We start from the raw sequence: 15,533 nt of genomic DNA, 5'->3' as shown, positions 1-15,533 counted from the left end.
AAATATTTGTACAAACTAGAGTTATGACCTTTATTATGAAAAGATGCCTTTAAAGTGACAGCATTCGGACCTACCACCCCTTTTAATTAGCAAACATCACCCCGAAAACAGTCTAGTCTAAAGAAAGCTTATTCAGACTCGTCCAAAAAAATGCTATTATATTTAGGAGAGCAGGATAAAAACAAATGTGGTGAAGAAACAAACGGACATTGAATCCGTTATTTCTATTAAATAATCTAAATTTAAGGCTAAACGGACACAGAGGACGCTATTTTTGAAAAAACACAAGGAAATCGATGCTTTTTTACATATTAACGGAACGTATGTCCGTAAACATCAGAAATTAACACCCTTTTCCTCAAATAACGGTCCTGTTGTCCGTTAAGCACTAATATTGCTGCCACCTTATTACGGCAAGTGTAAGAAGATATTAAATAAGAAGAGGATGTTCCCTTATGTCATTTGACGGTTTATTTACTAGGGCCATGACTGAAGAATTGACCCGTGAATTAAAAGGCGGAAGAATTAATAAAATTCATCAGCCTTATAAAAATGAAATTATTTTAGTAGTAAGAGCCAACGGAAAAAATCATAAACTCCTCCTATCTGCTCACCCAAGCTATGCAAGGGTGCAGCTGACAAATGAAACTCATGACAACCCTGCTGAGCCTCCAATGTTTTGTATGCTCCTAAGAAAACATTTAGAAGGGTATTTTCTTGAAGATATTAAGCAGGTGGATTTAGATCGGATTATGATTTTTGAAGTAAAAGGGCGGAACGAAATCGGGGATACGTCCTATAAACAATTAATTGTGGAAATTATGGGCCGGCATAGCAATATTACATTAGTCGATAAAACGAGAAATATGATTCTAGATAGTATTAAGCATGTTTCATTTGCCGTTAATTCACATAGGGCCATATTGCCTGGACACGAATACATATTGCCGCCAAGTCAGAATAAATTAAATCCATTTGAAGCAGACGAAACTGAAGTGTTGAGGCAATTGGATTTTAATAGCGGGAAGCTTGATAAGCAGCTTGTCTCAAGCTTTGCTGGAATATCTCCACTTTTCGCAAAGGAAGTCATCTTTCAGGCAGGACTAGCTAATCGGGCAACTTTGCCGAAGACGTTTTTAGCGATTTTGCAAAAAGTGAAGAAACAGCAAATACAGCCCGCTATAACAATGGGTGGTGAGAAAGAGAGCTATTATCTTTTTCCATTGACTTATTTACAAGGAAAGGCCAGGGAGTTTCAAACACTAAGCGAAATGCTTGATCGCTTTTATTTTGGCAAGGCTGAACGTGACCGTGTTAAACAGCAAGCACATGATCTTGAACGTTTTATCATGAACGAAAAAGAAAAAAATGAGAAGAAAATTGATAAGCTTTTAGCTACTTTAAAGGAAGCAGAAAATGCGGATATTCATCAGCTGTATGGCGAATTAGTTACAGCTAATATTTTTGCCATTCAAAAAGGAATGAAGGAAATCAAAGTCATCAACTACTATGATGAACATGGGGCAACCGTGACCATTCCGTTAGAGCCGCAAAAAACTCCATCGGAAAATGCTCAAAAGTATTTTACAAAATACCAGAAAGCGAAAAATGCTATTAGTATCGTAAAAGAACAGATTGAGATAGCAAGAAAAGAGCAAGCGTATTTTGAAGCATTGCTGCAGCAAGTTGAATCGGCTTCACCGAAGGATATCGAGGAAATCCGCGAAGAACTTATCGAAGGTCAATATATAAAAGATAAAAAGAAGCGAAAAAATAAAAAAATCCAAAATGCAAAGCCTGTACTAGATCGCTATATGTCTTCAGACGGAACAGAAATATTAGTCGGAAAAAATAATAAACAAAATGACTACTTAACGAATAAGCTGGCAGGAAGAGATGAGATTTGGCTTCACACAAAAGATATTCCAGGTTCCCATGTAGTCATACGAAGCAAGGAACCAATGGAGAAAACAATTCTAGAGGCAGCATCCCTTGCAGCCTATTTCAGCAAAGCGCGAAATTCTAGCTCTGTTCCTGTAGATTTTACACAAATCAGGCATGTCAAAAAGCCGAGCGGTGCAAAGCCTGGGTTCGTCATCTATGATAATCAGCAAACGATTTATGTAACCCCTGATGAGGAAACAATTCTCGCTTTAAAAAATTAATAAAAGGCAAGCCAATTGTGCTTGCCTTTTTGAATTAATTTATGCTTGTTTTCCCCATTCTACAGGGTCATTTCTCCATTCCGAAAGCTTCTTCATATCTTCTTCCTGAATATAACCTTTTTCTCTTGCAATTTCTGACAAAGTTTCAAAGTCAGTTAACGTATAAGCAGTAATATCAGCATTTTCCAATAGCTCTCTACCCTTTTGAAGCTGATAAGAGAAAATAGCTACGACCCCTAACACGATACAGCCAGCCTTTCTAAGTGCCTCAACAGCGGTAATGACGCTGCCTCCTGTAGAAATTAAATCTTCCACGACTACGACCTTTTGGCCCGCTTCAGCCTTACCTTCAATCTGATTCCCCTGACCATGGCCTTTCGGCTTTGAACGTACATAACACATAGGAAGATCCATTAAATCACTTACCCAAGCAGCATGCGGAATACCCGCTGTAGCAGTACCTGCAATAAGTTCTGCATCTGGAAACTTCGCTAAAACCGTTTCCTTTAGCCCATTAGCAATTTCTTTACGGACGGTAGGGTAGGATAATGTAAGGCGATTATCACAGTAAATTGGCGCACGGAGACCTGATGACCATGTAAAAGGATCGTTTGGCTTTAATGCGACAGCTTTAATTTCAAGTAGGCTTTCTGCTATTTTGCGATGCATTGGTGAACACCCTCCCACGATTGTTTGAACATGAAATATTTCTCCAGCGGATTGTCTGATTTAGTAATTGAACGGCCAACAACTATCGCCGAAACACCTTCTGATTTTGCAAATTCAGGAGTGGCTACCCGCTTTTGATCCTCTACATCGTCTGACTTTAAACGAATGCCAGGTGTCACAGTTAAAAATGAATTCCCTAATACTTGAGTAATCGGGCTAGCCTCGAAAGTAGAACATACGACACCATCCATACCCGCTTGCTTAGCAAGTGATGCATAATGAAGAACAGACTCTTCTAAAGAAACATTGATTAACTGTTCTTTCTTCATTTGCTCCTCTGATGTGCTTGTTAATTGAGTAACTGCAATACAAGCAGGTCTAGCCTGTCCAGTTCCGGTTCCAGCATCTAAACCTTCAAGAGCTGCTTCCATCATTTCTTTCCCGCCTGCAGCATGTACATTAACGAGGTCACACCCAAGCCTAGCAAGTCCTTTCATCGCACTTCTCACTGTATTTGGAATATCATGAAGCTTTAAATCTAGAAAAACATCGTGGCCTTGTGCCTTCAAATCATGAACGATGCCTGGCCCCTCTTGATAATACAGTTCCATTCCAACCTTTAAAAATAACTTCTCATCTCCAAAATTCTCGAGGAATCGGAAGACTTCATTTTTACCAGCAAAATCAAGAGCGATAATAATAGATTTATCCATGCTTATTTCCAGCTCCTTCCCGTGCACTCAGAAATATGTTCGAAGCCTAGGCTTTGTAATAGTTCTGGTAATTCTTCAATAATTGTCGGGCAAACAAATGGATCAACGAAATTGGCTGTTCCTACAGCTACAGCACTTGCTCCAGCATAATAATATTCAATTACATCTTCCGCTGATTGAATACCGCCCATTCCGATGATTGGAATAGATACTCGCTGGCTAACCTCGTGGATCATCCGGATTGCCACTGGTTTAATAGCTGGGCCCGATAATCCGCCTGTTTGATTCGCTAAGATCGGTTTTCCGGTCTTCAAGTTAATTCTCATGCCAACTAAAGTGTTAATCATTGTTAAACCATCGGCACCGCCGTCTTCGATCGCTTTTGCCATATCAACTATATTTGTCACATTTGGTGATAATTTAACGTATACAGGTACTTCAGAAACTTCCTTAACCTTTTTCGTTAAGTTCTTTGCCACTTCAGGAATTGTGCCAAAAGCAATGCCGCCTGTCTTAACATTTGGACAGGATATATTCAATTCTAATGCATGGACATTTGGTGCTTTAGAAATCTCTTTAGCGACAGCAATATAATCTTCTTCCTGGGAGCCAGCAACATTAGCAATGATCGGAACATCAAATTGCTCTAACCAGCGCAGCTCTTCATTTATTACTTTTTCTAAGCCCGGATTTTGCAATCCTATTGCATTCAGCATACCAGCGGAGGTTTCCGCTACTCGTGGTGTCGGATTTCCAAATCGAGGCTCAAATGTTGTAGCCTTTATCATAATTGCTCCGAGCAAGCTTAAATCAAAAAGCTGACTAAACTCTCTGCCAAACCCAAAACAGCCTGATGCCGGCATAACCGGATTTTTCAATTGTAATCCTGGCAGGCTTATTTCTAAAGTTTTCATAATACAACCTCCCCTGCCTTGAAAACCGGACCATCACTGCATACCTTTTTATATGTGTATCCAGTAGGATCTTCTCCAGTATGACATACACAAGCGAAGCAGGCTCCAATTCCACAGCCCATTCTTTCCTCTAAGGACAGGTAAACTTTCTTATGTTTATATGCTTGTTCTAATGCTTTTAGCATTGGAGTAGGCCCGCAGGAATAGAGAATATCAAAGTTAATTTTGTCGTCTTCGATCACATTTGTGACAAATCCTTTCCTGCCATAGCTGCCATCAACTGTTGCAGCATATGTTTCCCCGAGCTGTGTAAATTGCTCATCGTAAAAAACAACATTTGATGATTGGAAGCCAAGTACATGAATAACCTTGACCCCTTTTTTTACAAGCTGCTTAGACAATTCAAATAGAGGCGGAACACCTATTCCTCCCCCAACTAAAAGTGCCGTTTCTCCAGCACTGGCCTCTTCTAATGGAAAGCCATGACCTAGAGGGCCTAGAACATCAACAGTATCACCTGGTTTCTTCTCTGATAGAATGATAGTTCCTTTACCCTCCGCACGGTAAATCATTGTGAACTCTTTCTCGTCTTTGTTTATGGCAGAAATACTAATCGGTCTTCTCAAAAGCGGGTCAAATTGTTCAGAAATCTTCAAATGGACAAATTGGCCAGGCTCATTCATTTCGTTAACAAGCTCACCTTTTAAGGTGAGCTCAAAAATACGTTCAGCAATTTCTTGTTGTGATACAACTTGACATAATTCTTTTTTTATCATTTATATACACCCCTTGTAGCAGGATTCCTCTTGCTGTTCATTCATACTGTTACTTTTCTGTTACTCCATGCAACTTGCCCATTAACCATTGTTAATACAGGCCAGCCTTTGCACTCCCAGCCTCCAAAAGGTGTATTTCTGCCCTTTGATAAAAATTGTTCAGGATCAATTTTTTCTGTATGTTCTAAGTCTAGTAAGACGATATCTGCTTCTGCTCCTACTTCAATTTTCCCTAAAGATAAACCAAAAGCTTGAGCAGGTTTTATTGTTAAATAATCAATTAATTGCTTTAAAGAGAAAATCCCTTTTTCCACGAAATGTGTATAAAGGAGTGGGAACGCTGTTTCCAATCCAACAATCCCGAATGGTGCCAGCTTCATGCCTTCTGCTTTATCCTCTGCTGAATGTGGCGCATGATCAGTAGCAATAAAGTCAATTGTTCCATCGAGAATTCCTTCAATTAGTGCTTCTTTATCAGCTAAACCTCTTAGTGGAGGGTTCATTTTATAATTCGTATCAAGGCCAGGGATGTCTTCCTCACATAATAAAAGATGATGAGGCGTTACTTCAGCCGTAACTTTAATACCTGCCTTTTTTGCATCGCGTACGACCCTTACGGATTCCTTTGTACTAATATGACAAACATGGTAATGGCAATCAGCAGCCTCAGCGAGCAATACATCCCTAGCTATATGGACAGATTCACATACAGAAGGAATACCATTCAAACCATTTGCTTTTGAAAAAGTTCCTTCATGAACGGAGCCTTTATTTATAAGCGTATTTTCTTCACAATGGGCTACAATTGGCATATTAATTTCAGCAGCACGCTTCATAGCGGCAAGCATCATCGCAGCCGATTGAACGCCAACCCCATCATCCGTAAAGGCAAAAGCCCCAGCTTCCTTAAGTGCTTGGAAATCTGTCAGCTCTTCACCAATCTCACGAATGGTAATAGATGCATATGGAAGAACTCGAACAGAAGCCGTTTCTTCAATACGTTTATTTAACTTTTCCAATTGTTCCTTAGAATCAGGAACAGGTCTAGTGTTTGGCATGGCCGCAACCGTTGTAAATCCGCCCTTTGCAGCGGACTTAGTTCCAGTCTCAATAGTTTCCTTCTTCTCGCCTCCTGGCTCGCGAAGGTGGACATGCAGATCAATAAATCCAGGAGCAATAAGCAAACCCGAAGCATCAATCGTTTCTTTTGCTTCCTTTGAAATTCCTTCTTTTATTTCAACAATCTTTCCAGATTCTATTAAGATATCTCTTCTAATGAACTCCCCTTCATTAGTTAGCAACTGCCCATTCTTTATAAGTGTTGACATCTTTACCGCCCCTTTCAGATTGTTCAAGTGCTCTTTTTAATACCGCCATTCTTACAAAAACACCATTCGTCATTTGCTTAAATATTCTTGACCGTTCACATTCTACTAAGCAATCAGCTATTTCAACATCACGATTGATAGGAGCTGGATGCATAATGATGCTTCCTGGCTTCATTTTTCTTTCCCTTTCCACAGTCAATCCGTAGGCTTGATGGTATTCTTCAGCTGTTCGATCCCCTTTAACTTCATGGCGTTCATGCTGAATTCTTAACAGCATGACAACATCGGAAGTAGCTACAGCTGTATCAATATTTTCAAAATTGACCCCATTTTCAAGAATTTCATCATCAAACCACTCTTCAGGTCCTGAAAAAACAACTTCAGCACCTAATCTTACTAAAGTATCAGCATTCGACCTTGCTACTCGGCTATGTCTGATATCACCGATAATCGCAACCTTTAATCCATGAAAGCAGCCAAATTCCTGTTTGATGGTTAATAAATCTAGAAGCGATTGTGTAGGATGATGCCCACATCCGTCACCAGCATTAATGATTGCAGCATCTGTTTTTCCATCTAAACTGTCAAAATATCGATCTTCGCTATGGCGAATAATAACTGCATTTGCTCCTATTGCTTCAAGCGTTTTAACCGTATCATAAAGAGTTTCACCCTTTTGCACACTTGATGTACTCACTTCAAATGGGATCGTATTAATTCCTAATCTTCTTTCAGCAACTTCAAAGCTGCATTTCGTCCTCGTGCTATTTTCATAGAATAAATTCGCTACAAACATATTTTTCCCAGCTGACCATGTACCACCATCTAAAAAGTATTGAGCATCTTCAAGAATTTCGTTAATTTCATTAATAGTTAATTCAGTTGTCGTTAGTAAATGTTTCATTCATAAACCCTCCCTTATCTTCTAAAAAAAACACCCTGACATTTTGTCAGGGTGCTGAAGAGTTGAAGAGACAAGTTGGCAAAAGGAAGCAATGATTTCCTTTTACCCAATCACTTCAACACCCTTTCAAATCTCTCTGGACTTACTTAAAAGGCGTTATACTGATTAACCTTATTCTAATTCTGTTTCAAACATATTATCCTTTACCGGCTCTCGGCCAGGTAAAATCAAGTTTAAAACCACTCCGCAAATCGCTGCAAGAGCCATTCCCTGGATCTGCAATGGTCCGATATCGACATGTGCTCCGCCAATGCCGATGACTAGGATGACCGAAGCAATCACTAGATTTCTTTTGTCACCAAAGTCTACTTTGCTGTCCACTAACATTCTCAATCCAGATGAGGCGATTATTCCAAACAAAAGGATTGATACTCCGCCCATAACAGGTGTAGGAATAGAGCTGATGAGAGCTGAAACTTTCCCGATAAACCCGAAGATAATCGCTAAAACGGCTGCACCGCCTAATACATACACACTATATATTCTAGTGATCGCGAGTACACCGATGTTTTCACCATACGTAGTCTTTGGCGGTCCGCCCATGATCGCTGAGATCATCGTTGCTGTCCCATCTCCAAGAAGCGAACGATGTAGACCAGGGTCTTTAATATAATCTTTGTTAACTACCTTTCCTAGGACGAGCTGGTGTCCGATGTGCTCAGAAATTGTAACGATTGCAACAGGCAGCATTAAGAGCATGAGATCTAATGTAAAGCTTATATTGTAGTCGGCGAATGGGAAAACAAAATCAGGAACTTCAATCCAGTCTGCCTCCCGAACACCTGTAAAATCAACAATTCCTACTGCAAGAGCATATACATACCCTATAATGATTCCAGCTAAGATTGGGATCATGCTTAGCATCCCTTTAAAGTAAACCGAGAAAATAATCGTTACAGCTAATGTGACAAGCGCTACAGAGAAGTGAAGCATACTATATTCGCTTGTTACCGGGTTATTCATCGCCATTCCTACTGCTGTTCCCGATAAAGCCAATCCGATAACCATGATGACTGGACCGACAACTATTGGCGGCAGAAGATTCATTAGCCAACGATAGCCGCCTTTTTTGATAATAAGAGCGACAACCCCATACAAGAGACCTACCATAAAGCTTCCGATCATCATCGCCCCAATTCCGCCTGCTTTTCCTGCCATTTGCAGCGGAATGATATAGGCGAATGATGAGCCCAGATAGGCCGGAACCTTCCATTTAGTGATCATAAGAAAGGCCAGTGTGCCGAAGCCGCTTGAAATTAAGGCTATGGCAGGATCTAAATCAACAAGATACGGAACTAATACTGTTGCGCCGAACATGGCGAATAAATGCTGTAAACTTAATGTTAACCATTGCATTGGTGATGGAACATCTTTAATGTCTAATACTGGTTTGTTCATCATATACCTCTCCTACTAGTTGATGTTCATATCTATTTCTTTTGATTTTCCCAGTAGCCATAAAAAAACCCTCATTTGCCAAATTTGCGCAAAGAGGGTACAGGTATACAGAAAAGGACATTCTGTATGTGTAATTCCCCCTTTGTCAGTCTCACAGGACTGCTTTTAAAAAGGGTTATTTAGTTTTCATATATACTTACTTGATCGACTTGATCGACTTCCTTTAATGCCACAACAATTTTCTCTGAACTTGAAGTCGGAATGTTTTTTCCAACAAAATCTGCCCTGATTGGCAATTCCCTATGTCCACGATCAACAAGGACTGCTAGTTGAATCGTAGAAGGTCTGCCGATATCCATCAATGCATCAAGAGCAGCTCTTACTGTCCTGCCTGTATAAAGAACATCATCAATCAGTATAACCTTCTGGTCATTAATATCTTTAGGTATATCCGACCCTTTGACTAGTGGTTCCTGACTCGCTGTAATTTTTGTTAAATCATCTCTATATAGCGTTATATCTAGTTCCCCAACAGCAATCTTTGTTCCTTCAATTTGCTCGATTCTTTCAGCAAGCCGAGTTGCAAGATATATTCCCCGAGTTCGAATTCCGACAAAAACACAGCCTTCAATACCTTTGTTTCTTTCTATGATCTCATGGGCAATCCTCGTTAATGCTCTCCTTATTGCTTGTTCATCAAGAACGATTGCTTTCTCTGAAATGTTAACCACCCCTTTACAAAAAAACTCTCGCCGCTATGGCGAGAGGATATAGGCGTTCATTAAGGATCAAGTCATACAATAGATGACTTGATATCTTATCCGCTTCCTTCTCAGCCTCACGGGACTGTGATTAAAGGACTTATTTAACTATAGTAATTTTATTTTACATACACTCATATGTCAATCATTATTTTTGGAGCTGTTCCATTAATTGCTCGAAATAATCCGGTAATGGGGCTTCAAATTCCATATATTCACCTGATCTAGGATGGACAAAGCCTAAAATACCTGCATGTAATGCCTGTCCGCCTATATCAAGAGTTTTTCTCGGGCCATATTTTGGATCTCCAACAAGCGGGTAGCCTATATACTTCATATGTACCCTAATTTGATGTGTTCTGCCTGTTTCCAGCTGGCATTCAATGAACGTATAATCGTTAAACCGATCGAGAACATGAAAATGTGTAACGGCTTTTTTTCCATTATCAACAACAGCCATACTTTGCCGGTCTTTCTGATCACGTGCAATAGGGGCATCAATTGTTCCGTAATCATGAGGGATTACACCATGAACGATCGCCTTATATTTTCTAGTTACAGTTTTTTCAACTAGCTGATTCACAAGACTTTCATGGGCAAGATCATTTTTTGCCACCATTAATAAACCTGATGTATCTTTATCAATTCGATGAACAATCCCTGGTCTCATGACCCCATTGATCCCAGACAAATCTTTACAATGCGCCATAAGCCCATTAACAAGTGTACCTGTTAAATGCCCAGGTGCAGGATGTACAACCATTCCTTTAGGTTTATTGACAACTAAAACATCCTGATCTTCATAATAAATATCTAAATCCATTTCTTCCGGTACAACGTCTAATTCCTCTGGTTCAGGAATTTGAATCACTATTTGATCATTCAGACTGCATTTATAATTTGTCTTTATTTTTTGTCCGTTGACGAGAACATGCTCATCCTTAATCCACAGCTGAACCTGTGTCCTAGACCATTCCTTATTTAATGATGTAAGAACCTTATCGATTCTTTCACCCGCCTGTTCCTCAGGAATGATGTGTTCCATTTTCTCCATGAGATTTCTCCTTTTTCAACGCTCTCTCTTCTAGCAGCATTTGTATCATAAGCAAAGCAACACCGATTACTAATGCGGAGTCAGCAACATTAAAGACAGGGAAATCATAGCCAAAAATATAAGTGTTAATAAAATCAACAACTTCTTTCCGGTAAACACGATCAATAAAATTACCGATCGCTCCCCCTAGCATAAAGCCTAAAGATACACCTAGCAGCAGTTTGCCTTTTGCAGCTTTTTGAATGTAATAAATAATTCCGATGATAACAATGACCGTTATTACATAAAAAAACCACATTTGGCCTTGCAAAATTCCCCAAGCCGCACCTTTGTTTCGATGAGAGGTTATATAGAGGAAATTTTTGATTACTTCCACACTTTCTCCCAATTGGAAGTTTTTGACTATAAGCCATTTTGTGAACTGATCCAGTGCAATAATTAGTAAAGCAATTATGTAATAAAACACAAAGGCAACCCCCACATTTTCATAGTATTACCTTTGCATTTTAGCACATTCTTTATAAAAAACACAGTAATCCTGTTGTTAATGAAATATCCCCTTTCTAAAGTAACAGTCGATTTTTTCATAGTCATCCAAGGATTTTATTGTTGGTACCATAGTTAGCAGCTCTTCAGGAATCAATTCACCTGAAATTTCACATCTGCCAAAAAGACCTAATTCAATTTTATTTAATGTATCTTCCACATCTAATAGTTCTGCTTTAATGATTGGTTTAATAAGGGATGAAGAATTATTGTCCTCTAACCTTTCCATAAGTTCCATTCGTGTTTTACGGAGTTCCGAATAAAGTGGTTCTGCTTTGGCATCCATTTATGCTCCTCCGTTCTATTTATTTCTACCTATTATATCCGCTTGCATATTTAAAAGTCGGTGTAAGTTTTTACAGTGAGTACAACAATTAACAAAGGGCCAGATTCCACAAGATATACCTTGCGGAGTCTGACCCTCCTCATAAAAATATTATGCTAAGTGGCTGTATTGCGTTTTAACAACATCTGCACATCTAGGGCATAATGTATTAAATTCTTCAACCAGACCCACTTCTGGTGTAACAATCCAGCAGCGTTCACATGTTTCTCCTTCAGCTTTAGAAACAACGATCGCTGTATTTTCAAACTTAAGAGCATCTTCAGGAGCATCCTCATAATTTCCTGCTACCTCAAAACCAGAAACAATGAATAGTTGTTTAACATTCTCATCAATGGAATCAAGTAAGCTCTTCGCCTTTTCATCTACAAACATTGTTACTTTCGCTGTAAGTGATTTACCAATTACCTTTTCATTGCGCGCTTCTTCAAGAGCCTTCAAAACATCATCACGAAGTTTCATAAATGATGTCCATTTCTCTTCTAGTCCCTTAGCGTTAGGCAGTTCTTTATACTCTGGCATATCAGTTAGCTGAACACTTTCTTCTTTAACTGAAGGGATAAAGCTCCAAACCTCATCTGCCGTATGGGAAAGAACAGGTGCAACTAATTTTGTTAAGGAAATCAAGCACTCATACAGAACGGTTTGAATAGCACGACGATCAGGATGATCCTTCCCTTCAATATAGAGAATATCCTTTGCAAAATCGAGATAGAACGCACTCAAATCAAGTGTACAGAAATTATTAACAGCATGATAAATGCCGGCATACTCGTAATGTTCATAGGCTTCTCGAACAGTCTTAACTAATTTATTTAATTTTACAAGCATAAACTGGTCTACTTCTCGCAAGTTTTCAAAGGAAACAGCATTTGTGTTTGGATCAAAGTCAGCAAGATTTCCTAGTAAGAAACGGAAAGTATTTCTAATCTTGCGGTATACCTCAGTAACTTGCTTTAAAATCGCATCAGAAACACGAACATCGGCCTGATAATCTACTGAAGACACCCAAAGCCTTAAAATATCTGCGCCTAATTGATTCATTACTTTGGCTGGAATGACAACATTGCCCAATGACTTGCTCATCTTTCTTCCTTCACCATCTAAAACAAATCCATGGCTGAGAATCCCTTTGTAAGGAGCCTTTCCAGTAACAGCAACAGCTGTGGATAGAGATGAGTTAAACCATCCTCGGTACTGGTCAGATCCTTCTAAATAAAGATCAGCTGGTCTTTGCAGGTCATCTCGCTCCAATAATACAGCCTGGTGTGACGAGCCTGAATCGAACCATACATCCATAATGTCTGTTTCTTTCGTAAATTCCCCATTTGGACTTTCAGGATGTGTAAAGCCCTCTGGAAGTAAATCTTTTGCTTCTTTTTCAAACCAAATGTTTGATCCATGCTCACGGAATAGGTTGGAAACATGATTAATGGTTTCATCCGTAATAATCGGATCTCCATTTTCTGCATAAAATACAGGAATAGGCACACCCCAAGCACGCTGACGTGAAATACACCAATCTCCACGATCACGAACCATATTAAATAAACGAGTCTCGCCCCATGCAGGTACAAACTTTGTTTCATTTATAGCATCCAAAAGCTCTTTACGGAAATCTTTAATGGAAGCAAACCATTGTGCTGTTGCACGATAAATAACTGGCTTTTTTGTTCTCCAATCATGTGGATAAGAGTGGGTAATGAATGAAAGCTTTAATAACGCCCCAGCCTCATCAAGTTTTTCGGTAATTGATTTATTGGCTTCATCATAGAATAACCCTTCAAAACCCTCAGCTTCCTTCGTCATATATCCGCGGTCATCAACTGGACATAATACATCAAGTCCATATTTCTGACCAACATAGAAGTCGTCTTCCCCGTGACCAGGTGCGGTATGAACACATCCAGTACCGGCATCAATCGTTACGTGTTCTCCTAATATGACAAGAGAATCCCGTCCATATAATGGATGGACAGCAACAATATTTTCAAGTTCTGAACCTTGAACTGTTTTAACTACTTGAGGGTCCTGCCATTCTACTTCCTTCGTAACTGCTTCTAAAAGGTCAGCTGCAACAACATACTTTTGACCTTTTTCTTCCACAACAACATAGTTAAGCTCAGGATGAACAGCGATCCCTAGGTTAGCAGGAATTGTCCAAGGTGTTGTTGTCCAAATGACGATTTGCGTGTCCTCATCTAATACACCCTTGCCATCAGCTACTTTAAAGCCTACATAGATGGATGGAGAGCGCTTATCTTTATATTCAATTTCTGCTTCTGCTAATGCTGATTCAGAAGATGGAGACCAATATACTGGCTTTAAGCCTTTGTAAATATAGCCTTTTTTCGCCATTTCCCCAAACACTTTAATTTGCTGTGCTTCATATTCAGGCTTTAAGGTAATGTAAGGATTTTCCCAATCCCCTCTTACTCCTAAGCGTTTGAACTGAGTACGCTGGCTGTCAATTTGTTCATATGCATATTGTTCGCAGAGCTTCCTGAATTCTGCAACAGTCATTTCCTTACGCTTGACCCCTTTATTCGTCAGTGCCTGCTCAATCGGAAGACCATGTGTATCCCAGCCAGGAACATATGGAGCATGGTAACCGCTCATTGACTTATGGCGGACAATCATATCTTTGAGGATTTTATTTAAAGCATGGCCAATGTGAATATCACCATTTGCATATGGAGGCCCATCATGCAAAACAAACATTGGACGGCCTTTTGTACGTTCTTGAACTTTCTCATAAATATTCATTTCTTTCCATTTAGCCTGAATTTCGGGCTCACGGTTTGGTAAATTTCCACGCATAGGAAATTCTGTTTTTGGCATTAATAAAGTATCTTTGTATTCCATTTCCTTTTCCTCCCGTAGCTTTCACTAGCTTCATGATTACCATTTTTAACAACATTAAACCAATTATTGATGTGGCTAGAGCTTCTAAAAATAAAAAAACCCCCTCATCCCAAAAAGGGACGAGAAGGTATTATTTCCCGCGGTACCACCCTTGTAGATAGAATAATAAATAAACTTCTATCCGCTTTAAAAATTCTTAACGTGAATGACTCGCCTTTATCTACTGATCCTTAAAGGATGTTCAACAAAGGAACTCAAGGGTGATCTTCCAAATCTCCGCTTACTCCAGGCTTTCACCTTCCCTGGTTCGCTGACAATGCCTGCTAAGCAATGATCTAAGCTATGAAATTTGTACTGTCCCTCTCATAGTTAATGTTCATAATTTACATTCTTTTTAAGATTATATGCGATATATTCTGCTTTCGTCAAGCTAATGAATCCTCTTCTTGAGCGGATTTTAATTCGGTAGCGTCAAGCTTATATTCCAGTAAATGATCCCAGTCATCGTTATTTAACAAATCAAGCTGAGCTTCGATTAGCATTTTAAAGCGAGTTCGGAATACCTTCGATTGCTTTTTTAATTCCTCAATTTCAAGGGCAATTTTTCTTGCCTTTGATAATGATTCATTGACAATTCTGTCCGCATTTTTCTCAGCCTCTTTAATGATAAGCTTTGCTTCCTTTTGTGCGTTTCTTCTTACTTCTTCTGCAGCCTCTTGGGCTACAATAATTGATTTATTTAACGTTTCTTCAATTGTGGTAAAATGGCCAATCCGTTCGTTTTGGTCATTTAGTCTTTCCTCTAATTCCTTCTTTTCTCTAATTAGAATTTCATAGTCTTTAATCACTTGGTCAAGAAATTCATTTACTTCATCTTCATCATAACCTCGGAATCCTTTGCTGAATTCTTTATTATGAATATCTAACGGTGTTAATGGCATCTTGGCCACCTCCCAAATTCAGTAGTAATAATTATGTACTTGGTCTAATAAATATCTATCTAATATTAATTCGACAACTTGTAGCAAAATCCTGCA

At 39.2% G+C, this 15,533-nt stretch carries 14 protein-coding genes and 1 other annotated feature; of the genes, 1 reads left to right on the top strand and 13 read right to left on the bottom strand.

Annotated elements, in window-relative coordinates:
• The first annotated feature begins 455 nt into the window (after positions 1–455).
• Positions 456–2,165: an Rqc2 family fibronectin-binding protein gene (locus V7164_RS02565; protein WP_335353341.1), complete on the top strand. Its 1,710-nt coding sequence runs from the start codon at positions 456–458 to the stop codon at positions 2,163–2,165.
• A 39-nt stretch (positions 2,166–2,204) separates the two neighbouring features.
• Here V7164_RS02565 and pyrE read toward each other — a convergent pair whose 3' ends face one another.
• The 13 genes from pyrE to V7164_RS02500 all read right to left on the bottom strand — a co-directional run bounded on the left by pyrE (position 2,205) and on the right by V7164_RS02500 (position 15,437).
• Positions 2,205–2,834 (bottom strand): orotate phosphoribosyltransferase, encoded by a 630-nt coding sequence (gene pyrE / locus V7164_RS02560; RefSeq protein ID WP_335344149.1) that lies wholly within the window; start codon positions 2,832–2,834, stop codon positions 2,205–2,207.
• Positions 2,819–3,547, bottom strand: a complete 729-nt coding sequence (gene pyrF, locus V7164_RS02555) for an orotidine-5'-phosphate decarboxylase (protein ID WP_335344150.1) — start codon at positions 3,545–3,547, stop codon at positions 2,819–2,821. The genes pyrE and pyrF overlap by 16 nt, the downstream gene beginning before the upstream one ends.
• Positions 3,548–3,549: 2 nt before the next feature.
• Entirely contained in the window at positions 3,550–4,461 is a 912-nt protein-coding gene (locus V7164_RS02550) for a dihydroorotate dehydrogenase (RefSeq protein ID WP_335344151.1), read from the bottom strand.
• Entirely contained in the window at positions 4,458–5,237 is a 780-nt protein-coding gene (locus V7164_RS02545; protein WP_438823975.1) for a dihydroorotate dehydrogenase electron transfer subunit, read from the bottom strand. The genes V7164_RS02550 and V7164_RS02545 overlap by 4 nt, the downstream gene beginning before the upstream one ends.
• A 41-nt stretch (positions 5,238–5,278) precedes the next feature.
• Positions 5,279–6,565 carry a dihydroorotase gene (locus V7164_RS02540; protein ID WP_335344152.1) on the bottom strand — a complete coding sequence of 429 codons (1,287 nt, stop codon included), beginning with the start codon at positions 6,563–6,565 and terminating at the stop codon, positions 5,279–5,281.
• The gene (locus V7164_RS02535) at positions 6,528–7,469 is read right to left on the bottom strand and encodes an aspartate carbamoyltransferase catalytic subunit (protein ID WP_335353340.1); all 942 of its coding nucleotides are present in this window, start codon (positions 7,467–7,469) and stop codon (positions 6,528–6,530) included. The genes V7164_RS02540 and V7164_RS02535 overlap by 38 nt, the downstream gene beginning before the upstream one ends.
• 171 nt (positions 7,470–7,640) lie before the next feature.
• A complete protein-coding gene (locus V7164_RS02530) occupies positions 7,641–8,927 on the bottom strand; it encodes a solute carrier family 23 protein (protein ID WP_335346325.1) in 1,287 nt (428 codons plus the stop codon).
• Between the two features lie 179 nt (positions 8,928–9,106).
• Positions 9,107–9,649: a bifunctional pyr operon transcriptional regulator/uracil phosphoribosyltransferase PyrR gene (pyrR, locus tag V7164_RS02525; protein WP_335353348.1), complete on the bottom strand. Its 543-nt coding sequence runs from the start codon at positions 9,647–9,649 to the stop codon at positions 9,107–9,109.
• Positions 9,650–9,836: 187 nt separating this feature from the next.
• Positions 9,837–10,742 carry an RluA family pseudouridine synthase gene (locus V7164_RS02520; protein WP_335353339.1) on the bottom strand — a complete coding sequence of 302 codons (906 nt, stop codon included), beginning with the start codon at positions 10,740–10,742 and terminating at the stop codon, positions 9,837–9,839.
• Positions 10,714–11,208 carry a signal peptidase II gene (lspA, locus tag V7164_RS02515; RefSeq protein ID WP_335346318.1) on the bottom strand — a complete coding sequence of 165 codons (495 nt, stop codon included), beginning with the start codon at positions 11,206–11,208 and terminating at the stop codon, positions 10,714–10,716. The genes V7164_RS02520 and lspA overlap by 29 nt, the downstream gene beginning before the upstream one ends.
• A gap of 78 nt (positions 11,209–11,286) precedes the next feature.
• Complete coding sequence (locus V7164_RS02510; RefSeq protein ID WP_335346319.1) at positions 11,287–11,574, bottom strand: hypothetical protein; 288 nt, start codon at positions 11,572–11,574, stop codon at positions 11,287–11,289.
• 150 nt (positions 11,575–11,724) lie between these two features.
• Complete coding sequence (gene ileS / locus V7164_RS02505) at positions 11,725–14,496, bottom strand: isoleucine--tRNA ligase (RefSeq protein WP_335346320.1); 2,772 nt, start codon at positions 14,494–14,496, stop codon at positions 11,725–11,727.
• Positions 14,497–14,608: 112 nt separating this feature from the next.
• Positions 14,609–14,872 (bottom strand) — a binding site (T-box leader).
• Positions 14,873–14,921: 49 nt separating this feature from the next.
• Positions 14,922–15,437 (bottom strand): DivIVA domain-containing protein, encoded by a 516-nt coding sequence (locus tag V7164_RS02500; RefSeq protein WP_066289301.1) that lies wholly within the window; start codon positions 15,435–15,437, stop codon positions 14,922–14,924.
• Positions 15,438–15,533: the final 96 nt, after the last annotated feature.

The organism is Bacillus sp. JJ1474, from assembly GCF_036965225.1.
In the GTDB taxonomy this organism is placed as follows: domain Bacteria; phylum Bacillota; class Bacilli; order Bacillales; family Cytobacillaceae; genus Cytobacillus.
This window is presented reverse-complemented; position numbering and strand designations above follow the sequence as displayed.